30 protein-coding genes are annotated in these 26,619 nt (G+C 61.2%); 18 read left to right on the top strand and 12 right to left on the bottom strand.

Going from position 1 to position 26,619, the window contains the following annotated elements; all coding sequences use genetic code 11:
• Positions 1 to 3 precede the first annotated feature (3 nt).
• From V3587_RS02780 to V3587_RS02770, 3 genes are read right to left on the bottom strand one after another with little or no spacing between them, the layout of a single operon-like run.
• Complete coding sequence (locus V3587_RS02780) at positions 4 to 555, bottom strand: SRPBCC family protein (protein ID WP_003940599.1); 552 nt, start codon at positions 553 to 555, stop codon at positions 4 to 6.
• Between the two features lie 50 nt (positions 556 to 605).
• The gene (locus V3587_RS02775) at positions 606 to 1,265 is read right to left on the bottom strand and encodes an alpha/beta hydrolase family protein (protein ID WP_283376095.1); all 660 of its coding nucleotides are present in this window, start codon (positions 1,263 to 1,265) and stop codon (positions 606 to 608) included.
• Positions 1,262 to 2,026: an MBL fold metallo-hydrolase gene (locus V3587_RS02770; RefSeq protein WP_283376094.1), complete on the bottom strand. Its 765-nt coding sequence runs from the start codon at positions 2,024 to 2,026 to the stop codon at positions 1,262 to 1,264. Before V3587_RS02770 ends, V3587_RS02775 begins: the two co-directional genes overlap by 4 nt.
• Before the next feature lie 19 nt (positions 2,027 to 2,045).
• Here V3587_RS02770 and V3587_RS02765 point away from each other — a divergent pair, with 19 nt between their 5' ends.
• Positions 2,046 to 3,170, top strand: coding sequence for an alpha/beta hydrolase (locus tag V3587_RS02765; RefSeq protein ID WP_228232235.1), 1,125 nt, complete (start codon positions 2,046 to 2,048; stop codon positions 3,168 to 3,170).
• Here the strand turns inward: V3587_RS02765 and V3587_RS02760 are convergent.
• Positions 3,106 to 3,696: a TetR/AcrR family transcriptional regulator gene (locus V3587_RS02760; protein ID WP_030535226.1), complete on the bottom strand. Its 591-nt coding sequence runs from the start codon at positions 3,694 to 3,696 to the stop codon at positions 3,106 to 3,108. The genes V3587_RS02765 and V3587_RS02760 overlap by 65 nt on opposite strands.
• A gap of 130 nt (positions 3,697 to 3,826) precedes the next feature.
• On the opposite strand from V3587_RS02760, the gene V3587_RS02755 reads away from it, so the two are divergent.
• The 6 genes from V3587_RS02755 to V3587_RS02730 all read left to right on the top strand — a co-directional run bounded on the left by V3587_RS02755 (position 3,827) and on the right by V3587_RS02730 (position 8,488).
• Positions 3,827 to 4,831, top strand: coding sequence for a patatin-like phospholipase family protein (locus V3587_RS02755; protein WP_042451435.1), 1,005 nt, complete (start codon positions 3,827 to 3,829; stop codon positions 4,829 to 4,831).
• Between the two features lie 13 nt (positions 4,832 to 4,844).
• Positions 4,845 to 6,377, top strand: a complete 1,533-nt coding sequence (locus V3587_RS02750; RefSeq protein ID WP_058226191.1) for a flavin-containing monooxygenase — start codon at positions 4,845 to 4,847, stop codon at positions 6,375 to 6,377.
• Entirely contained in the window at positions 6,374 to 7,252 is an 879-nt protein-coding gene (locus tag V3587_RS02745; protein ID WP_058226192.1) for an SDR family oxidoreductase, read from the top strand. The genes V3587_RS02750 and V3587_RS02745 overlap by 4 nt, the downstream gene beginning before the upstream one ends.
• Before the next feature lie 19 nt (positions 7,253 to 7,271).
• Positions 7,272 to 7,790: a GNAT family N-acetyltransferase gene (locus tag V3587_RS02740; RefSeq protein ID WP_003940356.1), complete on the top strand. Its 519-nt coding sequence runs from the start codon at positions 7,272 to 7,274 to the stop codon at positions 7,788 to 7,790.
• Between the two features lie 90 nt (positions 7,791 to 7,880).
• Positions 7,881 to 8,300: a hypothetical protein gene (locus V3587_RS02735; RefSeq protein WP_058226193.1), complete on the top strand. Its 420-nt coding sequence runs from the start codon at positions 7,881 to 7,883 to the stop codon at positions 8,298 to 8,300.
• A complete protein-coding gene (locus V3587_RS02730) occupies positions 8,300 to 8,488 on the top strand; it encodes a helix-turn-helix transcriptional regulator (RefSeq protein ID WP_003940277.1) in 189 nt (62 codons plus the stop codon). The genes V3587_RS02735 and V3587_RS02730 overlap by 1 nt, the downstream gene beginning before the upstream one ends.
• A gap of 57 nt (positions 8,489 to 8,545) precedes the next feature.
• Here V3587_RS02730 and V3587_RS02725 read toward each other — a convergent pair whose 3' ends face one another.
• The 5 genes from V3587_RS02725 to V3587_RS02705 all read right to left on the bottom strand — a co-directional run bounded on the left by V3587_RS02725 (position 8,546) and on the right by V3587_RS02705 (position 12,791).
• The gene (locus tag V3587_RS02725; protein WP_007733785.1) at positions 8,546 to 8,773 is read right to left on the bottom strand and encodes a hypothetical protein; all 228 of its coding nucleotides are present in this window, start codon (positions 8,771 to 8,773) and stop codon (positions 8,546 to 8,548) included.
• An 81-nt stretch (positions 8,774 to 8,854) separates the two neighbouring features.
• The gene (locus V3587_RS02720) at positions 8,855 to 9,682 is read right to left on the bottom strand and encodes an ABC transporter ATP-binding protein (protein WP_003940591.1); all 828 of its coding nucleotides are present in this window, start codon (positions 9,680 to 9,682) and stop codon (positions 8,855 to 8,857) included.
• Complete coding sequence (locus V3587_RS02715; RefSeq protein WP_058226194.1) at positions 9,666 to 10,766, bottom strand: taurine ABC transporter substrate-binding protein; 1,101 nt, start codon at positions 10,764 to 10,766, stop codon at positions 9,666 to 9,668. Before V3587_RS02715 ends, V3587_RS02720 begins: the two co-directional genes overlap by 17 nt.
• A complete protein-coding gene (locus tag V3587_RS02710) occupies positions 10,763 to 11,620 on the bottom strand; it encodes an ABC transporter permease (RefSeq protein WP_003939782.1) in 858 nt (285 codons plus the stop codon). Before V3587_RS02710 ends, V3587_RS02715 begins: the two co-directional genes overlap by 4 nt.
• Before the next feature lie 244 nt (positions 11,621 to 11,864).
• Complete coding sequence (locus V3587_RS02705) at positions 11,865 to 12,791, bottom strand: class I SAM-dependent methyltransferase (protein ID WP_283376093.1); 927 nt, start codon at positions 12,789 to 12,791, stop codon at positions 11,865 to 11,867.
• Positions 12,792 to 12,879: 88 nt separating this feature from the next.
• On the opposite strand from V3587_RS02705, the gene V3587_RS02700 reads away from it, so the two are divergent.
• The 4 genes from V3587_RS02700 (at position 12,880) to V3587_RS02685 (ending at position 16,284) form a co-directional block, all read left to right on the top strand.
• Entirely contained in the window at positions 12,880 to 13,725 is an 846-nt protein-coding gene (locus V3587_RS02700) for an LLM class F420-dependent oxidoreductase (RefSeq protein ID WP_161120087.1), read from the top strand.
• A gap of 105 nt (positions 13,726 to 13,830) precedes the next feature.
• Positions 13,831 to 14,403, top strand: coding sequence for a flavin reductase family protein (locus V3587_RS02695; RefSeq protein WP_042451450.1), 573 nt, complete (start codon positions 13,831 to 13,833; stop codon positions 14,401 to 14,403).
• Entirely contained in the window at positions 14,396 to 15,022 is a 627-nt protein-coding gene (locus V3587_RS02690) for a superoxide dismutase (RefSeq protein ID WP_030535220.1), read from the top strand. The genes V3587_RS02695 and V3587_RS02690 overlap by 8 nt, the downstream gene beginning before the upstream one ends.
• Positions 15,023 to 15,192: 170 nt before the next feature.
• Positions 15,193 to 16,284 (top strand): alpha/beta fold hydrolase, encoded by a 1,092-nt coding sequence (locus V3587_RS02685; RefSeq protein WP_058226197.1) that lies wholly within the window; start codon positions 15,193 to 15,195, stop codon positions 16,282 to 16,284.
• A 1-nt stretch (position 16,285) separates the two neighbouring features.
• Here the strand turns inward: V3587_RS02685 and V3587_RS02680 are convergent, their stop codons facing one another.
• The gene (locus V3587_RS02680; protein ID WP_065351361.1) at positions 16,286 to 17,554 is read right to left on the bottom strand and encodes a vWA domain-containing protein; all 1,269 of its coding nucleotides are present in this window, start codon (positions 17,552 to 17,554) and stop codon (positions 16,286 to 16,288) included.
• Positions 17,555 to 17,728: 174 nt separating this feature from the next.
• Between V3587_RS02680 and V3587_RS02675 the strand changes: the two genes are divergently transcribed.
• Entirely contained in the window at positions 17,729 to 18,691 is a 963-nt protein-coding gene (locus tag V3587_RS02675; RefSeq protein ID WP_030535217.1) for a sensor domain-containing diguanylate cyclase, read from the top strand.
• Between the two features lie 95 nt (positions 18,692 to 18,786).
• Here the strand turns inward: V3587_RS02675 and V3587_RS02670 are convergent, their stop codons facing one another.
• The gene (locus tag V3587_RS02670) at positions 18,787 to 20,103 is read right to left on the bottom strand and encodes an HNH endonuclease signature motif containing protein (RefSeq protein ID WP_283376092.1); all 1,317 of its coding nucleotides are present in this window, start codon (positions 20,101 to 20,103) and stop codon (positions 18,787 to 18,789) included.
• Positions 20,104 to 20,261: 158 nt separating this feature from the next.
• Here V3587_RS02670 and V3587_RS02665 point away from each other — a divergent pair, with 158 nt between their 5' ends.
• The 4 genes from V3587_RS02665 (at position 20,262) to V3587_RS02650 (ending at position 22,921) form a co-directional block, all read left to right on the top strand.
• Complete coding sequence (locus tag V3587_RS02665; RefSeq protein WP_007731489.1) at positions 20,262 to 20,765, top strand: MarR family winged helix-turn-helix transcriptional regulator; 504 nt, start codon at positions 20,262 to 20,264, stop codon at positions 20,763 to 20,765.
• Between the two features lie 11 nt (positions 20,766 to 20,776).
• Entirely contained in the window at positions 20,777 to 21,835 is a 1,059-nt protein-coding gene (locus tag V3587_RS02660) for an LLM class flavin-dependent oxidoreductase (protein WP_058226200.1), read from the top strand.
• 8 nt (positions 21,836 to 21,843) lie between these two features.
• Complete coding sequence (gene msuE / locus V3587_RS02655) at positions 21,844 to 22,410, top strand: FMN reductase (RefSeq protein WP_283376091.1); 567 nt, start codon at positions 21,844 to 21,846, stop codon at positions 22,408 to 22,410.
• A gap of 178 nt (positions 22,411 to 22,588) precedes the next feature.
• Positions 22,589 to 22,921, top strand: coding sequence for a CD225/dispanin family protein (locus tag V3587_RS02650; protein ID WP_007731480.1), 333 nt, complete (start codon positions 22,589 to 22,591; stop codon positions 22,919 to 22,921).
• Positions 22,922 to 22,962: 41 nt separating this feature from the next.
• Here the strand turns inward: V3587_RS02650 and V3587_RS02645 are convergent, their stop codons facing one another.
• The gene (locus V3587_RS02645; RefSeq protein ID WP_283376090.1) at positions 22,963 to 24,108 is read right to left on the bottom strand and encodes an alpha/beta hydrolase; all 1,146 of its coding nucleotides are present in this window, start codon (positions 24,106 to 24,108) and stop codon (positions 22,963 to 22,965) included.
• Positions 24,109 to 24,146: 38 nt separating this feature from the next.
• Between V3587_RS02645 and V3587_RS02640 the strand changes: the two genes are divergently transcribed.
• Positions 24,147 to 24,605, top strand: a complete 459-nt coding sequence (locus V3587_RS02640) for a DUF5990 family protein (protein WP_042452701.1) — start codon at positions 24,147 to 24,149, stop codon at positions 24,603 to 24,605.
• Between the two features lie 76 nt (positions 24,606 to 24,681).
• Complete coding sequence (locus V3587_RS02635) at positions 24,682 to 26,163, top strand: flavin-containing monooxygenase (protein ID WP_283376089.1); 1,482 nt, start codon at positions 24,682 to 24,684, stop codon at positions 26,161 to 26,163.
• The last annotated feature ends 456 nt before the right edge of the window (positions 26,164 to 26,619 follow it).

The following is a 26,619-nucleotide window of genomic DNA, read 5'->3' as shown; positions in this document are numbered from 1 at the left end:
CAGCTACCAGACCTGAGATTCGTCGATGCCCAACTGTCGCGCGTAACCGGAGTTGAGTGCGTCCCAGCCGTACTCGCGCGCCCGTTCACCCACGATCGGTCCGAAGGGCTCGCCTGCCAGAAGGGCATCGAGTACGTCGAAGCACAGATGCCACCCCGCAGCGAGCGCCGACGCCATCCCCTCGGCGCGCGACCTCTGCGTCAGCACGACGCGGGTACCGCCTTCGATCGGGGTCAGGTCCCACACCAATTCGTCCGGGCCCCACTCGTGTTCGAGCCGCCGAGTGGTCTCCACGACGTGAACGGTGACCGGCAGCGACATTTCGGGGGCGCCGTCCTCGGTGAGCATGGTGATCACCGCATCACCGGTACGGCTCAGATTCCGATCGGCGGTGTACGGCGTCCATTGCGCCAACATCTCCGGGTCGGTGATCGCCTCCCACACCTTCTCGACGGAATACGGCAGCACCCGAGGAAAGCTGACGACTGTGTCGTCACCGTCGACGCTCACCGTGACGTCGGACAGGGCACTGGGCTGATACGGCTGGGCACTCATGGTTCGATCTCACCAGGAACCACCGACACGGGCAACCGCCCGCTCGGCGTTCAGAACGCAAACACCGCCGATGCGGCCGCGATTGTCTCCTCCACCACCGGAAATTTCACCACGGACAAGTCGTGTCGAGCTCCTTCGAACTCCACCAGACGAGTCGCGGCGGGAATCAAGGCGAGTGCTGCCCGCATCTCCTCCGTTGTCGCGAACTCGTCCTTCGAACCGTGGACGACAACGGTCGGTGTGTTCAGTTCGGGCAGGTGTTCGGTTCTGAGCTTCTCGGGCTTCTTCGGTGGATGCAGTGGATAGGAGAGAAGGACCAGGCCGTCGGCAAGTCCCGGGTTCTCCACCGCAAGCATCGACGCCTGCCGACCGCCGTACGAATGTCCGCCGAGCAGAACGGGTCCGGGCACCGAGTAGTCCTTGCGAAGAGCAGCAATCACCTCGGCAATGCCCGCGCGATCCTCTGCAGCACGCGACGGATGCGGAGGGCCCGAAGCTCGACGCACCCGAAACGCGAGATCGAAGCGCAGAACTTGCACTCCTGCCGCAGCAAAGCCGTCGGCAACAGCACGCAACAGCACGGTGTCGCAGTTACTTCCCGCGCCGTGAGTCAGTGCAAGCGTGGCGACGGGCGACGCGAAGGACACAGATGCAGGTCGATGAAGGAAACCGTGCACCGCACCTTCGTCGACCGTTTCGACAGTAGTCATGGACGCATCCTTGTCCGGCCCGCTCGGGCCTGTTCGACCGCGGCAGTCATGCTGCCCTCGTAAACCGGACCGTGTCCGGGAAACAGCACGCCGGCAGGTACAGCGGCGATATTGTCCAACGCCTGGTCCGTCGCTTCACGGTCATGATTGAAGGGGCACACCAGAAATTGTGGTCCGGCGACGGTCGACGTCCCATGTCCGGTCACCAGAGCGTCACCCGACGCGATCACTCCTGCGTCGGGAACAAGGTAAGCGCTGTGGCCGTCGGTATGCCCATGAGTGGGAATCGGCACGATCCGACCGGGAACGTCCAGCGCACCACCGGACGCAAAGGACTGTGCCCGAGGCAGTTCCGCACCTTTCAACGCGCCGACTCCGATCACGTCGCGAAGCCATTTCGGAGCACCTCGCCGCCACAACAGCAACGGAACTCCGGCCGGCGACAACTGTTGCAGATACTCCCTCTTCGCATGCGGCACTTCCAACGGATCCATCAGGACCGGAACCTCGAGCCGAGTCACGATGTCCGCGATCCCACCGATGTGATCGATGTGCGCGTGAGTGACGAGAATTGCCCGAACATCCCCGAGCTGGCGACCGATCTGTTCGATCGAGCGTTCGACGTCGGTGCCGTTGGCCGGATATCCGCCGTCGATCAAGGTCAGATCGGACCCCTCTTCGACCAGGACCCAATTGGCGTGACCGCACCGAACCAGATGTGTGTTCTCGATCTGCGTGATCGACAGTGCCGCAGTAGTCATGCTTGGTAGTCTGCGCCACGTGTCGGAATCCGTGAAGCAGGCCAGCAGCCGCAGCATTCGAGATCGCGCCGAAGCATCCTTGGTGGCAGCCGCATTCGCACTGCCCAGCGCGGTGAAACGTCGAATCACCGGACCACCCGTCGTCATCGAGGGCAACACGCTCGACGCCGACGCACACCTTCTGCTCACGCTCGCGAAGACGCGGCCACTCCCCTCGCATTCAACCGATCCCCAGTCACTCGCCGCTGCTCGCGCCAATCTCACCCGAACCGCGATCATGATGGGCGGCAGGCCCACGCCCGTCCACACCGAGGAGATCTCCGTTTCGGGTGCCGACGGCCCGCTTCGCGCCCGGCTCTACGTCCCGACAGCCGACACCGGCGCTCTGCTCGTCTACTTCCACGGCGGCGGGTGGGTACAGGGCAGCATCGAATCCCACGATGCCCCGTGCCGCCTGTTGGCCGAAACCTCCGGCGCACGGGTCATCTCGGTCGACTACCGGCTCTCACCCGAATTCGCTTTCCCCACACCGGTACACGATGCCTACGCCGCCTACCTCGATATCGTCGACCGCGCCGACGAGTTCTGCGCAGACCCGACGCGCATCGCTGTCGGGGGCGACAGCGCGGGCGGGCATCTTTCCGCAACGGTCGCGCTGCGTGCCCGCGACGACGGCAAGACCCCACCGGCGGCGCAGCTGTTGATCTACCCCGCGACCGACTTTCACGAGAAGGCCCCCTCGCGAACGACGTTCGGTGAAGGTTTCTTCCTGACCGAGGCCAACATGAACTTCTACGAGTCCAGCTTCCTCGGCAGCAATGCCGATCGACTCGATCCGATGGTGTCGCCGCTACGCGCCCCCGACGCGACCGGACTGCCGCCGGCCATCGTGATCACGGCGGGATTCGATCCACTCCGGGACGAAGGCGAAGCCTACGCAGCTCGATTGCGCGACAACGGTGTTCACGTGACCGATCGACGCTATCGCGGGTTCATCCACGGCTTCGTCAACGTTCTGGGACCGAGCGTGGGTTCGCGCACCGCCGTCGCCGAGATCGGCGGAATGCTCCGCGTTCTACTCACCCACCCAGCAAAATCTCCCGCAACGTATCCACCAGCGGATCAACCGGCAGCTCAGGGCTGATCGCACGCTGTAGCCCCAAACCGATTCCGACGCTGAGTATGCGCAGTGCCGCGGCGTTCGGGTCCAGTGCCGGCGTCACGCCGTTGGACTCGGCAAGATGTTGCACCACTCCGGCAATCAATCCGCGCACCTGATCGGCACCCGTCGCGATCTTTTCGCGGATCTCTTCGCTGTGCCGCGATCGCACCGAGAACTCGACTTCGAGCAACGTCCATCTCTTGTCCCCGATGGTTCGCTCGGCCCATCGCGCGAACTCGGCCACCGCGTCGTCGAGCGTCGAATTGGCTCCGAGCTGTGAGGTGATCTCGCCGACCTTGGTCAACCTGATTCGGCCGAGCACCTCGGCGCACAACTCGTCCTTGTTCTTGAAGTTCGAGTACACCGCACCTTTGGAATAACCGGCATCCTCAGCGATCTGATCGAGCGACGCGGCGGCGTACCCGCGATCGAGGAAATGTTCGACGGCCGTCGCCAACAAGGTCTCGCGGGTCATCGCCTGCGCTTCCTGCCTGGTCAATCGCGCCATCGGAACCTCCTCGCGGTTCTGAGTATCGAGATTCCAACGGTAGCCGAATACCGGAAGCGCACCGCAGGCGCACTCCCGAAACCCAAATTTGGGGTACCCACGTTATTCAGATACTGATAGTCTCCGAAATATGACTTCAGAAGTGACCGGCACCACCGCGCCCGGGTCCGGACGACACAGCGCGCCTAGACGGGGATTGGCAATCGGATGCGGCGGCACCCTCGGCTTCGCCTGGACCGTTGCTGCCCTCGCCTCGGTTCGGGACGCCCTCGACTGGGATCCCCGCGAAGCCACCGCCATCATCGGCACGTCCGCCGGAGCCGAGTTCGTGACAATGCTCGGCAGCGGAGTCGGCGTCGACGAGTTGGTAGCCATGCAACTCGGAGAGCCCGCCGCACGTCCCGAACTCCTCGCCCACACAGCATCGGCGCCCGGAAGAATCCCGCCACTTCCGAGTTTGGGGATCGGCAATCCACGACTGGTGACGCGTCGAGATCTTCCCGTTCTGAGCCGGATGAGCGGTATCGCACCGCGTGGTGGCGGCGACCCGTCCTGGCTCACCACGCTCGCCGAATCTCTTGCCCCTGGCGATTCGTGGCTCCCACATCCGTGCGCGTACATGGTATCCATGGACTACAGAACCGGGCGACGGGTCGCGTTCGGGGCACAGGGGGCTCCGAAAGCGACAGTCGGTGAAGCGCTTCGAGCGTCTTGGGCGATTCCCGGCTGGTTCCCACCTGTCACCATCGACGGCGTCAGGTACATCGACGGCGGCGCGGCGTCCACGGCATCGGTAGACCTCCTGCTCCCCCTCGAACTCGACGAGCTGGTTGTACTGGCGCCCATGGCATCTCGAACACTGAAGCCGGCGCGCGGCGCCGCCCGTATCGAACGCGGCGCCCTGCGGAACTCCATGTCCAAGGGCCTCGACCGGGAAATCGAACTGGTGCGCGCTGCGGGAACCAGGGTCTTGCGCATAGACGCCACCGACGACGATCTCGCCGTCATGGGCGCCAACTTCATGGACGGCCGACGGCGGCTCGCCACCTTCGAATCATCCCTACGTACAACACGTGCGAGCGTGAAACGCGAACTCGATGCGCGCCCGTTCCACTCCACCCCGTCCCACCAGTGAAAGCGCAGACTCAGTGAACAACAGAACTGACCACTTCGAGGTCGTGATCATCGGTGGCGGGATCTCCGGGATCGGTGCAGCAATTCACCTGCAGCGCCTCGGGATCGACAATTTTGTCCTGCTCGAGAAAGCGGACTCCCTCGGCGGCACCTGGCGCGCCAACACCTATCCCGGTTGCGCCTGCGACGTCCCGTCCGGCCTGTACTCGTATTCCTTTGCCGCCAATCCGGATTGGACCCGACTGTTCGCGGAGCAGCCGGAGATCCGCGAGTACATCGAGGACACGGCCGTCCGCCACGGGGTCGACAAGCACGTTCGCTTCGGGGTCGAAATGCTCTCCGCACAGTGGGACGCATCGCAATCACTCTGGAAGATCACAACTTCCAGCGGTGAACTCACTGCTCGTTTCGTGATAGCCGCCGCCGGCCCGTGGAACGAACCCTTGACGCCGGCGATCCCCGGGCTGGAAACGTTCGAGGGCGAGGTGTTTCATTCCTCGCAGTGGAATCACGACTACGACTTGATCGGAAAGCGCGTCGCCGTCGTAGGTACCGGCGCTTCCGCAGTCCAATTCGTGCCGCGCATCGTCTCCGACGTGTCCGCCCTTCACCTTTACCAACGCACCGCTCAATGGGTCCTTCCCAAACCCGATCACTACGTACCGCGGATCGAAAGGTCCGTCATGCGATTCGTACCGGGAGCGCACAAGGCTCTACGCAGCATCGAATACGGAATCATGGAAGCGCTTGGATTGGGGTTCCGCAATCCGTGGATCCTGCGTATCGTGCAGAAACTCGGGTCGGCCCAATTGCGCTTGCAGGTGCGCGATCCGAAGCTACGCAAGGCGCTGACTCCCGACTACACCCTCGGTTGCAAGCGACTACTCATGTCGAACTCGTACTACCCGGCCCTCGGCAGACCCAACGTGACCGTCCATGCCAACGCAGTCGAAGAGATCCACGGCAACACCGTGATCGGAGCCGACGGAGTGGAATCGGAAGTGGACGCGATCATCTTCGGAACGGGCTTCCACATCCTCGACATGCCCATTGCATCAAAGGTATTCGACGGAGAAGGTCGATCACTCGACGATCATTGGCAGGGAAGCCCGCGGGCGTACTTCGGTTCCGCCGTCAGCGGATTCCCCAACGCGTTCATTCTGCTGGGCCCGAGCCTCGGCACCGGACACACGTCGGCCTTCATGATTCTGGAAGCCCAACTGAACTATGTGGCACAGGCGATCGGCCACGCTCGTCGGCACGGCTGGAAAACCATCGACGTGCGCCCGGAAGTACAGGCAGCCTTCAACTCTCAAGTTCAGGAGGCATTGGGTACCACGGTCTACAACGCCGGTGGTTGCGAAAGCTATTTCTTCGACGTCAACGGCCGCAACAGCTTCAACTGGCCGTGGTCGTCAGGAGCCATGCGTCGACGGCTACGGGCCTTCGATCCATACGCCTACAACCACACGCTGTCCGACAACCCTGCGTCAGACGACACCGCCGCTGAGCCCACCACCACCCCCGAACCGGAGTACACCACATGAGCCTTTTCGGCACCACCTACCCGCCGATCGATCTCGACGGAGCAGTCGTCGTCATCTCCGGAGGTGGCCGCGGAATCGGCCGGGCCACAGCGGAGTTGTTCGCAGCTCGCGGCGCACTCGTCTGCGTCGGCGACCTCGACGAGGAGACGGCCGTCGACACCGCCGCATCCATCGGCGCACGGGCCCGCGGGTACGCTCTGGACGTCACCTCACGCGAATCCTGGGATGTGTTCGTCTCCACAGTGATCGGCGAATTCGGTCACATCGACATTCTGGTCAACAATGCGGGCGTGATGCCGCTCGGCAGCTTCCTCGACGAGTCCGACGCCACCAGTCGAGTAACCCTCGACGTCAATGTCTGGGGCCCGATTCACGGGATGCGCACCGTGCTGCCCGGCATGGTGGATCGGCGACGCGGCCACGTCGTCAACATCGCATCCATGGCAGGCAAGCTACCGGTGCCAGGAATGGCCGTGTACAACGCAAGCAAGTTCGGTGCGGTGGGCCTTTCCGCCTCTGCTCGTGTCGAATTCGCAGATTCCGGCGTCAGCGTCAGCGCCATCCTGCCCAGCGCGGTGCGCACCGGGCTCTCCTCCGGTGTGCCACTCGGAAAGGGCATGCCGACGGTTGAACCCGAGGTCGTGGCCAAAGCTGTCGTCGACACGGTCGCGCACCGGCGAGCCGAAACTACTGTTCCGCGTTACCTTGCGGGCTGGGACCTCATCGACGCTGTAATACCCGAATGGATGATCAACATCGGACGCCGGGTGATCGACGATCGCCGCGCGCTGACATCGGTAGATCCGAACGGGCGTGCGGCTTACGAAAAGCGAGTGGCACGTCAGGCCGAAAACGAGGAGCACGATCGGAGATGAAGCGGGTAGTTTCGTGGCCATGTACATCCGCCGCGAAACTTCTTCCGACCGTGACGCAATCTATTCACTGCTCGGGGCGGCGTTTGCCGACCAAGCGCCGCCCGGCGAGTCTCCCTACGAGATCGAACTGACACGTCAACTCTTCGCCTCGAACGACTACTTACCGAAGTTGTCCCTTGTCGCCGTCGCCGGTGATGAGATCGTTGGTTTCGTGATCGGAACACGCGGATGGGTCGGTCCCGTTGAGGCGGTTGGCCTCGGCCCGTTGGCAGTCACACCGGACAACCAACGCAGCGGCGTCGGTTCGGCGTTGATGCACGCGGTGATCGGTGCGTCCGACGCTCTGGACGTGCCACTGCTCGCACTCCTGGGCAGCACCGAGTACTACCCGCAGTTCGGGTTCGTCACCAGCACGGACGCCGGGATCGAGTCTCCGGAAGCCGAGTGGGGCGAGCACTTTCAGATCAGGACCCTCACCACGCACCGCCCCGATCAGACGGGGAAGTTTTCATACGCAGCGCCTTTCGGGGTCGCTTGACCCTCAGCGCGATGTAAGAGTTCTTTGACATCCAGCGCACGTAGACCTACGCTCAGGCATGTCAAAGAACTCTTACGCCTGGGAGGCTTCATGAGCACCACGGCACGGTGGAGCCTGATCATCGGTATCGGCGTCGCTGCAACGCTAGCCTTCAGCTTTTTTGCAGCATTGACCGCCGATGATCGGAAGACGTTGGCCTTCATCGTCTTCGCAATCGTCATGGCACCGGCTTGTATCGGGTCGGCGTGGGCCCTTTTTCCATCGGAGAACGACAAGGCCCCCGCCTACCCCGAGGACACCGTCGAAACAGAATGGAGTCGCAAGGCCGGCTTCGGCGCGTTCACCGACTTGATCACTGCCATGGGGATCGCGCTGATCGCGCACAATGTCTTCGGCGCTCCCGAACTGCCGCTCGTAATGTTTACAGCCCTCGGGCTGGCCGACTTCGGAATCCGGTACTGGGCAGTGTCGAGGGGCCGCACCCCACATTCGAGATCTGACGAGATCTGATGCGCAACAACCTTCAAGAACTTCGTACGGCAGCCGGATTGTCACAGCAAGCGTGCGCCGACGCGCTCGGCATCACACGCCAGACCGTGATCTCTATCGAGAAAGGCCACTTCGACCCACGCCTGTCACTGGCGTTCCGAATCGCCGAATACTTCGACAAACGCGTAGACGACATTTTCTCCAGCTGACGCCGTCTCGAACTGACGGAAGATCAGTCGAGCTGCGGTTTCAGTCGAGCTGCGGTTTCAGTCGAACAGAGTTGGCGATCCGTTTTCGTCGTTCCCGTCTTCGACGGCCGTTGCCTTCTTGCCCGAGCCCTTGCGGACGACGGTCAACGTCGTCGTTCGACGCGACAACCTGTGCCCGTCACTGTGTTCGAGCAGCGCCATCCCCTGGCGAACTTCGACTACCGTCCACGGACCCGCATGGCCGGCTGCCTGCACGAGGTCACCGGACTCCACCTCAGTTGCCATGACCACTCCTTGTTCGTCGTGTCCTGCACGTTCTCCTTCCCATTATCGACGCAGCCACCTGGTAGTCGACGCGCAGGGTACCTACGCTGCAGCTGCAACCTTGACCGCATGGCCGACTTCGGCTCGGAATGCCGCGTATTCGGGTGAGCCTCGGAGATCGTCGGGATCGACGCCGGTTCGTGGCAGATCGATTTTCAGGTCGAGCGCGACCTTGCCCGGTCGGCTTGTCAGAACTACGACGCGGGAGCCGAGAAAGGCCGCCTCGTCGGCACTGTGAGTGACGAAGACACTTGTTCGCCCCGATTCGGCACTGACACTGCGCAGGTCCTCCTGCAGACGCTCGCGAGTGAGGGCGTCCAGCGCGGCAAAGGGTTCGTCCAACAGGAGCAACGACGTTTCGGCCGCCAAGGCACGAGCAATTGCCACCCGCTGCTGCTGCCCGCCGGAGATTTCCCAGATACGCCGGTCCGCAGTGCCGACCAGACCGACGCGGTCGAGAAGCTCGTCACGCCTTTGCCCGCGTTCGCTCTTCGCAACGCCGGCGTATTTGAGTGCCAGATCGATGTTGCCGCCCACCGATTTCCACGGAAAGAGCCGTGGCTGCTGAAACACCACTCCCGCACTCGACCCGGGAATCGGGTCGGATCCGGAGACCTGAACCGTTCCACTGGAAGGATTTTCGAAACCCGCGATCAGCCGCAGCAATGTGCTCTTGCCGCAACCCGACGCTCCGACGAGAACCAGAAACTCACCAGGTGTGACGTCGATCGATACGGGCCCGAGTGCCGTGACGGACTCTCGACCGTGGCCGTACCTGTGCGAGACGGTGTCGATTCGGATCGCGCCCGGGCGGTCGGCAGCGAATCCTCCCGAGGCCTGCTGTGCGGTCACGCTACTGGTCAAGGACATCGGGAAGCCCCTTCACATAGAGAGCATTCTGAAAGACCGCCAGATCAGGCACACTGTCGATCTGCTTCTGCTCGGCCAGGAATTGCGCTGCACTCTGCAGGTTCACTGCCAGATTCCCGGGAGCGCCCTCGGTGCCCAACCATTCCGGCGAGGAGATCTGCTCCGGAGTGAGGAACACACCCTGTTTCAACTGCGCTGCCGCGTCGTCCTTCGAGGCGCCTAATTGTGCGGCAACAGCTTCCGCTGCCGCGTTCGGATCAGTGGCGATCGTCGTGAGCGCGCGGGCCTGAACCTGGCGCCAGGTGTCGACGATCTCGGGGTGATCCTTGGCAAACGCAGTCGACACCACACCAAGATCGAGTGTCGGCTTTCCTGCTGTCGCGAGCTCACGGCTGGCGATCAACTGTGTTCCGTCCTTACGGAGTTCGTCGAGCGTGGGCAGCCAGGTGTAGACGGCATCGATGTCACCGCGCTGCCAGGCTGCGAGGGATGCTTGCGGCTGGAGATCCACCAATTGGACGTCGTCGGCACTGAGTCCGGCCTGGTTCAGTGCTGCCAGCAGACTGTAGTGCGCGGTCGAGGCGAATGCCGTGGCCACTTTCTTGCCACGCAGATCTGCGACGGTCTTGATTCCGGTTGCGTTGCGCGCCACCAGGGCTTCGTTGTCGCCGGCCACGTCCAGAACAAACGCGACCTGATACGGAATGTTGAGCGGTGCCGAGAGGCCACGAGCAACCGGACTCGAACCGATTGCGCCGAAATCGATTTCACCGGCGATGAAGGCGGTGTTGATGTCGGCTCCCGAATCGAACTTCGTCCACTTCACGTTGTACTCGGGCAGTGCGTCTTCGAGCCAGCGATTGTTCTTGACTATCAAGTCGCCGCTCGGGAACGACTGGTAAGCGATACGGATCGTTTCCTTGGACGAATCCTGGCCCGAATGATCCACCGAGCACGCACCGAGAACAAGGGCAAGGACGCCGATCAGCACCGTGAACGCCGTCCGGGAAGCCCTTCCTTCATTGCGCGTCGAATTACTGCTGCGCTTCAGATTGCTGCTGGCGTGTTTCTGATTGTCAGTCATACTTTTCCCCTCCAGGGAACGGCGCGGCGCTCTGCAGCCCGCAGCAGTCCGTCGATGATCAGGCCGGAGAATCCGATGGCAAAGATCCCCACCAGCACGACCGGCGTGTTGTTGTAATTGCTTGCATCCTTGACCATTCCGCCGATTCCGGGTATGCCGTTGAACAGTTCGGCCGCGACCACCGACGAGTACGCCATACCTACCGACAGCCGAATGCCCGTGAAAGTTTCCGGTAAGGCCGACGGGACGACGACGTCCCGGATCACTTGCGCCCGTGAGGCTCCCAGTGCCCTCGCCGCTTCGACCAGTCCGACCGGCGCCGCGACCACAGCAGCTGTGGTGGCCACCGCCGCCGGCGGAAGAGCAGCGAGCGCCAGCAATGTAATCTTCGGCGCCTCGTCGATTCCCAGCCAGATCACCAGCAGGAAGAAATACGCCAGGGGCGGCAGTGCGCGCAGGAACGTCAACCACGGTTCGAGCAGGCTCCGCAGCCATGTCACCGATCCCATGGCCAAACCGAGGATCACGCCCAATCCGACGCCGATGATCACACCGACCAGCACCCGTCGCAGCGTCATGTAGAGGTGCTCCCAGAGCAGGTAGCCCTGGTAGCCGCGCACTCCGTCGTGCGTGGTCATCGTGTTGACGAAGGCATGCCAGACCGTGCTCGGGAACGGCACGAAGGTCTCACTCCAGGTGCCGCTCGCGGCAGCGACCTGCCACAGGGCCAAGAATGCGATCACGGAAAGCACCGGCAGTCCGACAGTGGTCGCACTCGAAGTCCACGGCCGACGCGGCTCACGGTTCGGTTCCGTGACTGATGTTGGTTCTATTGCTTCGACAGGAGTCGACATCGCTGTTCTTCCTCGACGTACGGAAAATTCCGGCACACATGCAGCAACGGGCGCATATGCAGGGGCGAAGGCGCACAGAGCGGCGCCATTCTCACTCAGGAGAGTCGGAAGGAATCAACAGCAACAGCAGTTGGCACCAAGACGGCACAGGTCGACGGCGATGCGTCGTGTCAGTGGCGTCGAGGGCATGGGGGTAATTACTACCTGTGTCTGCAATTACCCGCAAATGCGGGGGAAATAGGCGTCAATCGGCCAAGCGAACCGACAGCGAATACATGAGCGGGATCTCGGGTCGTCCGGCCGGGACTCCCCAACGCTTGCCGCCGAGTTCAGCCATCTCCTCGAATCCTTGCCAACCGTTGGCGTACGGGTACTCGTCGAAGGACTCGAGCGTCAATCCGGCGCGCCGCAAAGCTCCTAGAACCTCGGAAATGGACCAGTTGAATTCACATGAGGGGAAAGGATTTTCGAAGTTCTCGACTCCGTTTCCCTCAGCGCCTGGCAAGACGAGATCGGCCGAATCTGCCACGTAGTCGCCCACGCCACGGGGTTCGGTCACGGGAGTCCCGCCTCCGTACGGGTATGTCAGCGACCACTTCTCGTCGAAACACATGGCAAACGGATGAAACTCCACCAGAACGAATCGACCGTTCGGCGCCAGAACACCGGCAATCCCCTCGGCGCACTCGTCGAGATCGGGTAACCAGATCACCGTTCCGTACGAAGAAAAGACTCGGTCGAACTTTCTCTGGCCAGCGGCAGCAGCGCGGAGCCACGCAGATACATCGGCACGCTCGAAATCGGCGGCAATATCGGATTCCGCGGACAAGGTTCGGGCGAAGTCGATCGCGGAATCCGCGATGTCGACGCCGGTCACCGCGGCACCGAGAGCGGCCAAACTCAACGAATCCTGACCGGAATTGCACTGCAGATGAAGAATCGAGGAGCCGTCGATCTCGCCGAGCAGCGCCAGTTCTTCCGGATACAAGGTCGACCCGCCGTTGCGAAAGAACTGTGCCTGGTCTCCTTTGTGACTGTTGTGAGCGACGGTCGCCGCATTCCACGACAACCGATTCATCTCCGCTGCATCCATCACTACTGCATCCACCTCTACTGCATCCACTTCTCGACCCACAACAAGTCCGCCCGAGTTCACCACGTCCCCGGTCACGTCGGCAATCGATTTACTGGGCTGGAAACCTATCCGAACGAAGATGCAACAGGTTACAGTTTTTCGACGGACCATCGAAGGAGAACCAGTGCGCTACGGACTCAGCCTGTTCACCAGTGATCGCGGCATCCGCCCTGCCGATGCAGCAAAGGCGGCGGAGGCGAATGGATTCGACGCCTTTTACGTTCCGGAGCACACTCACATCCCCGTATCTAGGGATTCCGATCACCCCGGAACCCAGTCGGCAGAATTGCCCGACGACCGTTACATGCGCACACTCGACCCCTGGGTTGCCCTCGGCACCGCCGCGTCGGTCACGAGCACCATCCGATTGGGCACCTCGGTGGCACTCCCCCTCGAGCACGATCCGATCACTCTCGCGAAAACCATCGCATCGCTGGACCATCTTTCCGACGGACGCGTGGTTTTCGGAGTCGGATTCGGCTGGAATGCAGAGGAACTCGCCGACCACGGCGTACCGCCCAACAAACGCCGGACCGCACTCCGGGAGTATCTCGAAGCCATGGGTGAACTGTGGTCGAAGGAAGAAGCTTCGTACGACGGCCAATTCGTGAAGTACGGGCCTAGTTGGGCCTGGCCCAAGCCCGTTCAGAAGCCCCGTCCTCCCATCCTCTTGGGCGGCGGCGGCAACGAGAAGACTTTCAAGTGGATCGCAAAGTCTGCCGACGGGTGGATCACCACACCCATCGAGCAGGAGATCGACGGAAACGTGGAACTGCTCCGAAAGATCTGGGCCGAAGCAGGTAGAGTCGGCGAGCCTGAAATAACCGTCCTGGCAGGCAAACCCGATCCGGAGAAGCTCGCCCACTGGGAAGACATCGGTGTCACCGAAGCAATGTTCGGCACTCCGGACAAGAGCCCCGACGAGGTTGTCGGATACATGGAACGTCTGGCAGCCAAGCTCGGACGGTGAGGTCCGCCACAGCATCTTGACCTCAACTGCACTCGAGGTTTTAACGTCGGTATTGCACAAGACAGTGCAACGGCAGCAAAACCCGAGACAGAAGAGGGGCGAGGAGTGACCACAAAACTGGTTGGCACCCAATCTGTTTCGGACGACTCTGTTGATGCGGAGCCGTCCATCCGAAACTCCTTCGTCGAGGCGTTCCGGAACCATCCCGCCGGCGTCTCGATCATCACCGCAACGGGCGATGACGGCCCGGCCGGCATCACGTCGTCGTCGGTGATCTCGATCAGCGCCGATCCTGCAGTTCTGGCGTTTTCACTGCAGTCGTTGCGAGGCTCTGCGAGCGTCATCGCTTCCGCCCGCAGTTTTGTTGTTCACCTGGCAAATTCGGCGAACGAACGACTGGCTTCCACGTTCGCAACCCGCGGCGCTGTGCGCTTCGGAGACGATATGCCCTGGTCGTTTCTCTCGACGGGTGAACCGTTCCTACATGGGACAGGCCACGCCCTGCGTGCGGTTCCCTTGAATGCCACTACATGTGGCGCCGCAGTGATCGTCACTGCACGCGTCGTCGACGTCATCGATCCGCAGCACATGTCAGCGCCGCTCGTCTATCACAATCGAACCTATCGGAATCTCTCGACTCACAACATTTCCTCAAAGGAAGGCATGTCACATGACTGAATACGTTCTCCCCGAACTGGATTACGACTACGCCGCTCTCGAACCGCACATCTCCGGCGAGATCATGGAACTGCACCACAGCAAGCACCACGCCACGTACGTGGCGGGCGCCAACAGCGCAATCGAGCAGTTGGCTGCTGCGCGCGAAGACGGCACGATCACCGCGAAGGCGCCGCTGCTCAGCAAGAACCTCGCCTTCCACCTCGGCGGCCACACCAATCACTCCATCTTCTGGAAGAACCTCTCCCCCAACGGCGGTGAGCGGCCAGAGGGCGAGTTGGCAGCCGCAATCGACGAGCACTTCGGCACCTTCGACGCATTCGTCAACCACTTCTCCGCTGTAGCAACCACTTTGCAGGGGTCCGGCTGGGCGGTACTGGCCTACGACACGGTCGGGCAGCGCCTGGTCATCGAGCAGCTCACCGACCAGCAAGGCAACATCAGCATCGGTATCGTTCCGTTGCTCATGCTCGACATGTGGGAGCACGCTTTCTACCTGCAGTACAAGAACGTCAAGGCCGACTACGTGAAGGCCTACTGGAACGTCATCAACTGGGAAGACGTTGCACAGCGATACGCGACGGCCACAGCGGCGACGGGCTTGATCGTCCCCGCCTGATCGTCCCCACCCGATCACTGCCATATCACCCCGATCAGCCCAGCTCGGCACGGTGGCTCCGTTGCCGAGCTGGGTTTTTACACCCCCGAGATCGATGTATGTGAAGGCAGGTAACATACACCGAGCGCGGCTGACTCGGCCGTCCGCCGATTCGACTCCGAGGGGAACCAGTGCTCGATATCAGTGGTTTGATCGCGACGTGGCGTCCGACGCTGGACACCGCAGCACGCAATGCATGGGGACTCTCGTTCGGCGACGGTGTCGAGAAGACCGAACGCACCCCGTCCGTGCTGATAAGCGAAGGTCCACACCGCGATCTGTATCGCTTCGGCGCATTGTGGAGGCCAAGAGGTAATCCGGTTCTCCTCGTACCGCCCCTCGCGGTTTCAGCCGACTGTTACGACCTTCGTGCGGGCCAAAGCCTCGCCGCGCACCTACTGGATGGGGCGAACACGCCCTACCTCCTCGACTACGGGACCATGCGGTACTCCGACCGCGGGATGGGTTTCGAGGCCTGGGTCGACGACATCATCCCGGAAGCGATCCGTACGATCTCGGACCTACATGACGGCGCACCGGTTTCGCTGATCGGGTGGAGCCTCGGCGGGACCATGTCTCTGCTCACGGGCTCCGCTCACTCCGACCTGCCGATCGCATCGATCACGGCAATCGGAACGCCAATCGATTACACGAAGATTCCCGCTATCAGCCCCTTGAGGCTGATCGGCAAATACACGGGCGACACCCCACTCACGTCCGCGACCAATCTTGTCGGCGGACTACCTGCTCCACTCGTTCAGGCGAGTTACAAGGTGACGGCGTTGCAGCGCGAAGTTCTCAAGCCATGGTTCATCATGCGCAACCTCCACAACACCGAGACACTGGCTCGCATGGAATCGATAGACAAGTTCATGGCAGCCATGCCTGGATACCCTGGCAAGGCTTTTCAGCAGATCTGCGAACAACTCATGCTGGGCAACAATCTCTTCAACGACACCGTCACGCTTGCCGGACGCGAGATCAAACTGTCAGCTCTGAGCGTTCCCGTTCTCGCGGTCGGCGGCACCACTGACGTGATTGCACCCATCGCTTCGGTGGAAGCGATCACGTCGGTCCTCACCGGCGCGCCGTCGGTCCGGTTCGAGAAGGCGCCGGGAAGTCACCTCGGGCTCGTTGCCGGCCCCACCGCGAGAGACTCCACCTGGGCGCACATCGACGAATTCTTGAAAGAGAATGCACCGCAGTTGGTTTCGACCAGCTAAATCACGGCGTCGTGATGCCCGCGGCTACAGCTGCCTTGTGCCAATCCGGGAATTCACTCAGCAAACGGGTGTACAACTGGGCGTCGTCGACGGTGTCGATGTCGTCCAGCGCGAAGAATCCGGCATTGTCGACCACCCTGCCGTCGAGATCGTCGAGCTTCTCCAGCACTCCGTAGTTGGCCTTGCCGATTCCGACGAACTGCCAAAAGGCCGGGAGCCCAGACGCTTCGCGCATCAATTTCGTGATTTCCTTGCGCTCGCTGAAGCCTCCGTCGGTGAAGAACAGGACGAGCGTCGGCGCCGAACCACGTGTCAGGCCGGAGAGAATCTCAGTCATGATCGGCACTTCACGATTTGCGGCGCCGATCTTGTCGTAGTTGAATCCGCCGTGCGAGCCGCGCAAGTGCAGGTAGGTATCCGACCACTCTTCCGCGTCATGGACAGAGATCTCGGGAAGTTTGACGAAGCTGACTGCATACAAGTACGGCTCCAGCTTGCCGTCGTCATCGAGTTGGATCGCAACGGGAATCATGCGTTCGACAACACGATGCACCACTCTGGTGCGGTACTGCTTGGCCATACTTCCGGTTTTGTCGATCACCAGGACCACCCGTGCCCGAATTCCGTTGCCACCCTTGGTCAGCAGGACCTTGGCCACTTCGCGCTTTCGGAGGTCCAGCTTCTCCCGCTTCACCATGGAGAGTTTGGCTTCGTCGGGCACGGTCCGGATACCGCCTGTCGATTCAGCAGAGCCGGCGGGTCGAGCCGGCGGTTCCTCGTCGACCGAAACGCCGAATGCTGTTACCAGGTCCGCCAATCCGCTGTCCCAGCCAGCTGACACGTTTCGCAGCTTCCAGCCCGTGCCGCGGCGATAGATCTCGACGAGAACCGCTGCTCTCTCACTCGTCAACCCCAAAGCCTGAGCCACGATGGCGGTGGAACCAACCTGCTCCACCACGACCCCAAGGCCCCCGACAGCAGACAGGGTTCCGTTTGCCGCCGCATCAAGTGCCACGGCAACACTCAGCTGATGGATGTCAGCGGGCAACCTCGCAATGTCGATTTCGATGACGCCGCCGGACTCCAAGCGCACCGCGCCTTCGGGTGAGACCGGCTGATTGAAGAAGACAAAATCTGCGTCGTCCCGTACTTTGTTCCGTTCGTCGAGCTGGAACACCATCAGGTCTACCGTGCCCGGGGCGCTACCGTTCACCGCCACCTTCAGCGAAGTTCCCTCAACGACTGTGTTCGCTCCACGCGCCAGCTCCATACCGGAAGATTAGCTGGCCACCAAAGAATCCACGGCCCCGCGGTCGGAAGAATCACAGCACACTTTCAGCAATCGCGAGGATTCTCGAGGCAGACTGTTCGTGGACGATTTGTCGCACGCGGGACCAAGAGCCTGAACATCGACAGAATCCTAGGGTCGATCAGGAGGTCAAAAATGCCGCACGGCCAGGCGCGCACCATCCCGATGTTGCCACTCTTGCCACCTCTGACGAATTTCGACGACGCAAGTCGCTCGGTCGTGTCCTACCTCGACGAATATCTTCCGCTGGCACTGTGGTCGATCACGCGGTTCGACGGGTCCAATCAAATCTTTCTCACCGTCTCACCCAACCCACTTCACATCGAAGTCGGCGAGACCCGGGCTTGGCCAAACACCATGTGCAGCGAGGTGGTACTCGGAAATGCGCCGCCAGTCTCATCGAATCGCGCGCTCGTGCGCGCACTGTCCCGCGATGGCAGGTGGGAAGGCATTGGCGCATACGTCAGCATCCCAATCCTCCACAACGACGGCAGTCTCTTCGGCACTCTGTGTGGCGCCGACCCGAGTGCGGGCGACTCCGCACTCGAGGACAACCTAGCCCTCCTCAATCTCCTGTGCCGACTTCTCGGAACCATTCTCGATGTCGACTATCAGCGCGCGCAGTCAGTCCGACTGGCCGAAACTGCGCAACTCGATGCCGAGACCGACCCGTTGACAGGTCTTCTCAATCGGCGCGGGTGGAATCGCATCCTCGAGGCCGAGCAAACTCGGTACCGCCAATTCGCCGATCCGGGAGCTATCATCATCGTCGATCTGGACGGCATGAAGACCATCAACGACGAACTCGGCCACGCCGCGGGCGACGAATACGTTCAAAGGGCCGGCAAGATCTTGGCAGCGTGCGCGCACCCTGGTGCGGTGGTTTCACGGTTGGGCGGAGACGAGTTCGGAATCGCTCTGCCCGATACACAGCCGCGCGCCGTCGACTACCTGCTCGAGTGTTTGGAGAAGGCGTTCCGGAATGCCGACGTCTGTTGTTCGATCGGTCGAGCCGACTTTTCCATGACCCAAAGCCTTTCCGAGACTTGGGATACGGCCGATGCGGAGATGTACCGCCACAAGCGCTCGAAGCACTGATTCGACTCCTCCACGGCCGGTTGGCACCGCATCGGAGGATCCCTTCGATGCGGTGCTCGGTCCGTGTTCTGTTGTCGCCAAAGAGGTTTGACCTCTCAGGTTTTGAAGGTGGTGTTCGCCGGCCTGGGTTGCTGTCCGGGGTCGATCGAGGGCGGCGGGATGAACCAGGGTTTGTTGTCGACTCCGATTCGGATTTCCCATTTCCCGACGAACCCTGATTTTCGGTGCATCAGCCGGTGGTGTGAACGGCACAGCAGGACCAGGTTGTTCATCACCGTCGGGCCGCCGTTGGCCCAGTGCCGGATATGGTGCGCATCAGTCCACGCCGGCACGCACGTGCAGCCCGGGAAGGCGCAGCCCTTGTCTCGGGCGATCAACGCGACGCGTTGTTCGGCGTTGACCAACCTCTTTCCTGGTTTCGCATCGAGCGGTGCGCCGTGATCGTCGAGCAGAACGGTGGAGAGGAAGCAGTCGCAGCCGAGAAGTCGGGTCTGTGACACGGACAGTGGCCCGAGCCAGGGCATGTGCCCGACATCAAGATCCGACAAGTCCAGATCGGGTGAGCCTTCGTCGTCCACATCAGAAGGCGACGCGGCGCAATCCCGATGCTCAGCGAGATCACGAGCATTGATGTGCACGTTCACGTGTGGACGCTGACCACCGTCGGTTCCGGTCTTGGCGCAATCGAGGTACCGGCGGATCAGTTCGGTGAACCCGTCCGCCGTCCGCTTCGCCGCCGACCGAGCATCCGGCGTCCCATCCGGTGCCGGGGTCGGCATCGTCAGATTCGACAACGCCGACAACAACATTTCACCGGTCAGGGCATCGAAATCACCGCGCACCACCACTCGACCGTTCAAGGTCGACGCGATCCGCAACTCGTTGAGATCGACATCCTCGGCGGGCGGGATCTCATCCGATTCGAACAACCTCTCCAACGTCGCGATCACGTTCCGTACTTTCGTCGTCGTCGCCTCAACTCCGGAAGCAGCCGCCAACAGTAGGTCGATACAGCGAGGGAGCGCGGCGTCTGGCATCCCCTTCGGTGGTGATTCACAGAACGCCACGATCAACACGGCATGATCGAACGAGCAATCCCCGCCATCGAACCGAGCAGCCACCGCAGGAAACGGCCGCAACGCCGCACCCAACGCGGCGATCTTCTTCCCGTCCCGAACCTGCAGCATCGTGTTCGCCGCCAACCACGCACCCACACCGCGACTGGCAATCACCTGATCATCCGGGCGCAACGACAACTCGTCCACCACCGCCACCCGCACAGCCTCGAGACGAAGAATCTCCGCACTCGCCTCGACAGCAGCAGCACGCAACTCAGAAGCCGTCAACTGCCACAGGCGTCCGCGCAACCCCACCGCAGAACCAGACACCACATCCGACAACAGAACACTCATTGAATCCCCCGATCCCCACCCCCAACAATACTCGAACACGTGTTCGAGTCAATACCTTGCTACCAGCACAAATGAGAGCAGGGAATAGTTCGACGGTCGCACGCGTATTATTTGAGTAAGCAATACTTGCGGTCGCAAATAAATGGAGGGCGTCACCGATGACAACTGATGAACACGTACGTGGTCGTGTGTGGCGCGACCTCGTCGTCTCCCACAGCGTCATCCTCGGCAAGATGGAGGCGGACCTTCGAACCACCACCGGACTCACCCTTGGCCAGTACGACGTTCTGCTCCGACTGCACGAAGCTCCGGGAAACACGATCCGAATGGGCGATCTGGCCGAACTGGTCCTGGTCACCACCAGTGGCGTGACGCGCGTCGTCGATCGATTGGTCGAGGCCGGATTAGTGGAGCGTGTTAGACCGGACAACGATCGACGCGTCGTGACGGTATCGATGACGCCTGCGGGCAAGAAGACGCTTCGAAAAGCGTCCGCCATACACACGCGAGGGATCGCCGAATACTTCTCCGATCTCATTGAAACCGAGGAGCTTCCGGTACTCGAACGCTTCTTCTCCCGACTTGCCACACATCACACGAATCAAGGCGGCGCATGCGATGCGCACGTAGAACAACTCTCCATCACCCCCACGAACAGATAGCGAGAAACAACATGGCTTTCGAATTGGGCGTCTACCATTTCGGTGAACTCACCCCAGATCCCACTACCGGCGCGATGATGAATCCCGGTGTCCACCTTCGTCATTTGGTGGAGCAGGCAACCGTTGCCGATCAGGTTGGACTCGATGTCTTCGGCGTCGGCGAGCACCATCGCACCGACTTCGCAGTCTCAGCCCCTGCAGTTGTGCTCGCGGCAATGACTCAGGCTACCGACAACATCAAGCTGTCCAGCGCCGTAACCGTACTCAGTTCCGATGATCCCGTACGTGTGTTCCAACAGTTCGCGACAGTCGACCTGCTTTCCGAAGGCCGTGCCGAGATCATTGCCGGCCGAGGTTCGTACACGGAGTCATTTCCGCTCTTCGGGTACGACTTGTCCCAGTACAACGAACTCTTCGCCGAAAAGCTTGATCTACTACTGAAACTGCGCGACGAGAACCCGATCAACTGGGAAGGACAACTTCGCCCACCACTGATCGACGGTGACGTGACGCCCCGCCCGGACCGTCAGATTCCGGTGTGGATCGCAGTCGGAGGTACTCCGGCCTCTGTCGTCCGTGCCGCGAAACTGGGCCTGCCCCTCTCACTGGCCATCATCGGTGGAAGTTACCAACAGTTCGAACCGTTCGTCGATCTGTACCGCAGGGCTGCAGCGGAGTTCGGACACGATCCGAAGAAACTGGCTGTCTCGATTGCTTCGCCAGGATTTGTCGATACCTCGAAGCAAACAGCACTCGACACGTCGTACCCGTACTTCCAGGCCGGGTGGATGCAGAATCATCATCAGCGCGGAAACGGAGTTCCCATGCCGCGCAGGGCATATGAAGCGCAGGCAACCACCGCGGGTGCGTTCTTCCTCGGCGGCCCGCAGGAAATCATCGACAAGACGATGGCGCAGTACGAACTGTTCCATCATGACCGCATCATGATCCAGATGGGGTTCGGCAACGTGCCACAGAAGGACATGCTGCGTGCGATCGAGATCCTCGGCACCGAAGTAGCCCCCGTTGTGCGTAAGGAAATCGAATCGCTGAAGTCGTCCCAAGAATAGGAGTTTCGATGAGCACACCGCTCAAAATTGTTGCCGTTGTCGGCAACCTCCAAAAACCCTCCAAGACTCGTGCCCTCGTCGACCTGATCGTCGAAACCTTGGGAGACTTCGAGCAGATCGACACACGAGTTTTCGAGATCGTGGATCTGCTTCCAGGTCTTGCATCTGCTCTGGATCGCGATCACGTCGACTCAGTGACCGTCGAAGCGCTGGCAGCAGTCGAGTCCGCCGATATCGTCATCGCGGCGTCACCGGTGTTCCGCGGCTCGTACACGGGAATGTTCAAGCATTTTTTCGATCTCGTCGACCAGTACGCGCTTGCCAACACTCCGGTGATTCTTGCCGCTACAGGTGGTAGCGACCGCCATGCTCTCGTGTTGGATCATGCCCTGCGGCCACTGTTCGCTTTCTTCCAAGCGCTGACCGCTCCGGTCGGAATCTATCTCAGCTCAGGTGATTTCGACGGAACGACCATCCTCAATCCCGAGGTATTCGAACGTATCGAGATGGCAGCAAAGGACGTCCTGCCGGTAGCGAGGATGCTCGCGGAGCGGCATCGAGTTGCGCTGACGTGAACGCCCCTCGTCTGCACAACAATGACCCGGAACCACCACCAGCGGTCACGACTGGCAATGCGGCTGATCCAGCACACTTACGCCGCTGATCCACATCGCATCACCGAACACCGTTTTTCAGTGATTCTTCAGCTCCATCGCAGTAGCGTCGAAAGGGCCACCTCATGTCAGGAGCCCCATGACCACCCCGGATCAACCCACTGTCCAGCAATCCGTTCCTCAGCACCCGATTCGACCACCCGTCAATGCGGGCTGGGCAGTGGTCTCGCTGCTGTTCTTCTGGCCGCTTTCCTTCTCCGCTTTCACGCACGCCTTCAACGTGTATCCGCTGTGGGCTGACGGCGATGTGGCCGGGTCGCGGTATGCGTCCGATCGAGTGAAACGGCTCGGTCAGATCTCGCTGTGGATCGCAGGCGGGCTACTACTCCTGGTCTGCATCCTGTACGCGATTGCGGCAATCGTGTGGTTCGCCAACGGTGGCCACGATTACGGTCCGCGGCGTATGCGCTGAACAACCACCCTGGACAACCACACCACCAGGACATCACCTCATCAATCGATCGATGAACTCCATGGTCTGGTCCATCGAAGCGACCGTCGTTGACCGTGGCTGATTCCGGCGAGTTCTTGATACTCGAACTGCGTTCCTCGCGAACGCATGTCGAGCAGTTGCGCCCAGGTAAGGGCGACAGGAACCGTTGTGTCCGACACGCTCTGCACCACGCGCAGTGGACGGTCGTAGCCGTCGACCGGCACCTGCATCATCTCGCGGAACAGGTCGTACATGCGCGGCGTCCATACCGACCGAGAAAACAACGAGCTCAACTGGATTCGTTCGGCTCGAATGTGTCGGCCGAGATCTCCGGCGCACAGTGTCCGAGCCTTTTCCATCCACTCGATCCCCTGCGGCGAGAGAACCTCGCGAATGTTCTCTTCGGGTCGTTGATCGTCGATCCCGGCCAGAACGTACAGCGCGTATCCCACCAGCCCGGTGATGCCGATGTCGGGAAACAGCGGTCCGCCCAACGGAAACAGCCCTTCCATGTGTGTGGGGCCGGCAACAACGACCGAGCCGCGGAAATCCAATTCCGGTGCACGAGTGGTGGCCTCGTGTCCCGCGAAGTACGCCGCATGACCACCTTCGGACAAACCCGCAACCATCCACCGCGGACTCAGCACATTGCCGTACAACTCGTGCGCAGCCCGCACGATGTCGACCGCATTCGCGCCAGCGGCATGTCCGTCGAGATAGGCCAGCACCCCGTCGGTACCAAGTCCCGAGTAGTCGGTAGCGACCACCGCGTATCCCTCTTCCAACCAGCGTTCGATCGGTTCGATCTCGCCCGGACCGAATCCGGTCGACGAGGGTGCACACTGATCCGCACTGCCCAAAGTTCCGTGGGCATAGGAGATGACGGGCCAACCGCCCGCCGGTGGGGCGCCTTCCGGCAGAAACACGGACCCTGACGACTCTCCCCATCTGTCAGCGGTACGCAGAGTTCGATAGACGACCCGCTGCGTCTCACCGGCGCCGACCGGAAACACTGCGGCCGAGAGTTCGCCATAGGACTCCAGCGCGCCCGCGACTTCCGGTTCGTCCGCCGTCGCCACTGCAACACCTGACCCCCACCCGAGACCCGACAACAGAATGCTCGCCACCACGGCCGCAACAGAGGTTCTACCCGAACGACTCACCACGCCAACCCCTCCCGACCTATGCAGAGCATGATGTCGATATGCAGATCATCATCACCGGTCACAGCCTGCCCGGACGTGAGTGTTCCGAAACCGCAACCTTCGAAGAGCGCAGCAACATCCACGTCGGCGTTCAGCGCCGAGGCAAGCCACACGAAATCCTCGACCTCGTACCGGGAGATACCGAGACAGTGCGATGGGAACTGACAGCGAGTCTGGAGCGAAAGTCCGGTGCCTGGGACTTACTCGGTCCATACATCCAGGGTCCACCTCGCGGACGCTTCATCTACCTGTCCTGGGTGACGGTATCCGATGACCAGACGTTCGAGATGTTTCGGCGCGCAAAGCTGATGCTCGACGCGATCCCCGAGCACATCGCCGAGGAGGCCGACGCTTCCGGCATGCTCCACGGAGACCTCGGCCTCACCGACGCCGCAGGTAAACCACTGTGTGCGGCTATCCGACCGCCGACGATCACATGGTCATCCTCGCCTTACTGAGCATCGTTCAGTAGTGTGGAGATCGAACACTTAGCCTGCCCGGTGGCCCCACACGATCGATACGGAGTCCGAACTGATGAGCACCGAACACCTCGATGTCCTGATCGTCGGCGCCGGCTTGTCCGGCATCGGTGCTGCGTATCGACTCCAGACCGAGCTTCCCGGCAAGTCGTACGCAATCCTCGAGGCCCGCGCGAACAGTGGCGGAACCTGGGACCTCTTCAAATACCCTGGCATCCGGTCGGATTCCGACATGTTCACGCTCGGCTACCCGTTTCGGCCGTGGACAGATACCAAAGCAATCGCCGACGGTGATTCGATCCTCCGGTACGTGCGCGACACCGCGCGAGAGAACGGGATCGACAAGAAGATTCGGTACAACCGGAAGGTGACGGCCGCATCATGGTCGTCAGCTGACTCGACGTGGACGGTCACTGTCACGACCGGTGACGAAGATGAAACCCTGACCTGCAACTTCCTCTATCTGTGCAGTGGTTACTACAGCTACGAAGGCGGATACACCCCCGACTTCCCTGGACGTGAATCATTCAGCGGCGACGTAGTGCACCCGCAGTTCTGGCCCGAGGATCTCGATTACTCCGACAAGAAGATCGTTGTGATCGGAAGCGGCGCCACCGCAGTCACTTTGGTCCCCACGATGTCGCGCGACGCGAGCCATGTCACCATGCTCCAGCGATCACCGACATACATTCTGGCTCTGCCGTCCAGCGACAAGGTATCGGACACCATCCGCGCAGTATTGCCGAATCAACTCGCGCACAGCATCGCTCGATGGAAGAGCATCGTAGTGAACCTGAGTTTCTACCAACTGTGCCGGCGCAGTCCTGCGCGCGCAAAGCGGTTGCTGAACCTCGCGATCAGTCGCCAACTCCCGGAAGAGATCCCACTCGATCCTCACTTCACACCCACCTACGATCCCTGGGATCAACGCTTGTGCGTCGTACCGGACGGCGATTTGTTCAAAGCCCTCCGATCCGGCAAGGCCTCGATCGAGACCGATCGCATCGACACTTTCACCGAGACCGGAATTCGTCTCGCGCCAGGTCGCGAACTCGAAGCTGACATCATCGTCACTGCAACAGGATTGAAGATGGAAGCGTGCGGCGGGATGTCGATCGAAGTGGACGGCGAACCCGTCACCCTCGGTGATCGTTACGTCTACAAGGGCATGATGATCAGCGACGTACCGAACTTCGCGATGTGCGTCGGCTACACCAACGCCTCGTGGACTCTGCGAGCAGATCTCACGTCGATGTACGTCTGCCGACTGCTGACGGAGATGGACAAGCGCGGCTATTCGAAGTGCGTGCCGCACGCGAGCGAAGAGATGGACCAGCGGCCGATCCTGGACCTGGCGTCGGGGTACGTCATGCGTGCTGTGGAACAGTTCCCGAAGCAGGGATCGAAGTCACCGTGGAACATGCGTCAGAACTACATCCTTGATCGTCTTCACTCGACGTTCGGGAGCATCAACGACCACATGACGTTCTCGAAGGCGCCAGCTCGACATTCGACACCGGTACCGAGCAAGAGTTGAGCGGACCACGAACAACCAGGTAGAGCAATCGGGCGAAGCCACCAATCGATCCGACGACAAAGAACACACCCGAACCTGCGACTACTGCACAGAGCGCACCGAGAACGATGATCGCCGACGCCTCTACCATTCGACCGGCGGACTCCGATCCGAGAACGTGTATTTCATCAACTCCTTCGTCCATAAAACTATTTTCAGCCAACCGTCCAGCCGGTTTGTAGGGACTTTAGTCGCGAGTCGGATCAAAATGGACTCATCATTGCAGGTCAAGCGTTCAGTTGGCCATTCCGGCCGGATGATCTCCAGTCCGTTCCGTTGTGATGGTCGGCAACAGAGTGCTGGTCGAATACATGGACGATTCACGAATCGAAACGGTCGTATCAAATCTCCGTGCCTCTCCACCCACTCTTACGCAGGGTGTGGCCCAGCAGCGTGACCACCAGTGAAAACATCGGC

This window comes from Rhodococcus sp. IEGM 1306, assembly GCF_036541985.1.
Lineage (GTDB): Bacteria > Actinomycetota > Actinomycetes > Mycobacteriales > Mycobacteriaceae > Rhodococcus_F > Rhodococcus_F qingshengii.
This window is presented reverse-complemented; position numbering and strand designations above follow the sequence as displayed.

Coding starts and splice junctions, on each gene's coding strand:
- V3587_RS02665 (WP_007731489.1), top strand. CDS start 20,262: ATGACAACTGATGAACACGTACGTGGTCGTGTGTGGCGCGACCTCGTC.
- msuE (WP_283376091.1), top strand. CDS start 21,844: ATGAGCACACCGCTCAAAATTGTTGCCGTTGTCGGCAACCTCCAAAAA.
- V3587_RS02650 (WP_007731480.1), top strand. CDS start 22,589: ATGACCACCCCGGATCAACCCACTGTCCAGCAATCCGTTCCTCAGCAC.
- V3587_RS02710 (WP_003939782.1), bottom strand. CDS start 11,620: ATGTCGACTCCTGTCGAAGCAATAGAACCAACATCAGTCACGGAACCG.
- V3587_RS02755 (WP_042451435.1), top strand. CDS start 3,827: ATGACTTCAGAAGTGACCGGCACCACCGCGCCCGGGTCCGGACGACAC.
- V3587_RS02675 (WP_030535217.1), top strand. CDS start 17,729: ATGCCGCACGGCCAGGCGCGCACCATCCCGATGTTGCCACTCTTGCCA.
- V3587_RS02730 (WP_003940277.1), top strand. CDS start 8,300: ATGCGCAACAACCTTCAAGAACTTCGTACGGCAGCCGGATTGTCACAG.
- V3587_RS02725 (WP_007733785.1), bottom strand. CDS start 8,773: ATGGCAACTGAGGTGGAGTCCGGTGACCTCGTGCAGGCAGCCGGCCAT.
- V3587_RS02635 (WP_283376089.1), top strand. CDS start 24,682: ATGAGCACCGAACACCTCGATGTCCTGATCGTCGGCGCCGGCTTGTCC.
- V3587_RS02775 (WP_283376095.1), bottom strand. CDS start 1,265: ATGACTACTGTCGAAACGGTCGACGAAGGTGCGGTGCACGGTTTCCTT.
- V3587_RS02740 (WP_003940356.1), top strand. CDS start 7,272: ATGTACATCCGCCGCGAAACTTCTTCCGACCGTGACGCAATCTATTCA.
- V3587_RS02760 (WP_030535226.1), bottom strand. CDS start 3,696: ATGGCGCGATTGACCAGGCAGGAAGCGCAGGCGATGACCCGCGAGACC.
- V3587_RS02770 (WP_283376094.1), bottom strand. CDS start 2,026: ATGACTACTGCGGCACTGTCGATCACGCAGATCGAGAACACACATCTG.
- V3587_RS02660 (WP_058226200.1), top strand. CDS start 20,777: ATGGCTTTCGAATTGGGCGTCTACCATTTCGGTGAACTCACCCCAGAT.
- V3587_RS02715 (WP_058226194.1), bottom strand. CDS start 10,766: ATGACTGACAATCAGAAACACGCCAGCAGCAATCTGAAGCGCAGCAGT.
- V3587_RS02720 (WP_003940591.1), bottom strand. CDS start 9,682: ATGTCCTTGACCAGTAGCGTGACCGCACAGCAGGCCTCGGGAGGATTC.
- V3587_RS02690 (WP_030535220.1), top strand. CDS start 14,396: ATGACTGAATACGTTCTCCCCGAACTGGATTACGACTACGCCGCTCTC.
- V3587_RS02735 (WP_058226193.1), top strand. CDS start 7,881: ATGAGCACCACGGCACGGTGGAGCCTGATCATCGGTATCGGCGTCGCT.
- V3587_RS02780 (WP_003940599.1), bottom strand. CDS start 555: ATGAGTGCCCAGCCGTATCAGCCCAGTGCCCTGTCCGACGTCACGGTG.
- V3587_RS02680 (WP_065351361.1), bottom strand. CDS start 17,554: ATGGAGCTGGCGCGTGGAGCGAACACAGTCGTTGAGGGAACTTCGCTG.
- V3587_RS02745 (WP_058226192.1), top strand. CDS start 6,374: ATGAGCCTTTTCGGCACCACCTACCCGCCGATCGATCTCGACGGAGCA.
- V3587_RS02640 (WP_042452701.1), top strand. CDS start 24,147: ATGCAGATCATCATCACCGGTCACAGCCTGCCCGGACGTGAGTGTTCC.
- V3587_RS02670 (WP_283376092.1), bottom strand. CDS start 20,103: ATGAGTGTTCTGTTGTCGGATGTGGTGTCTGGTTCTGCGGTGGGGTTG.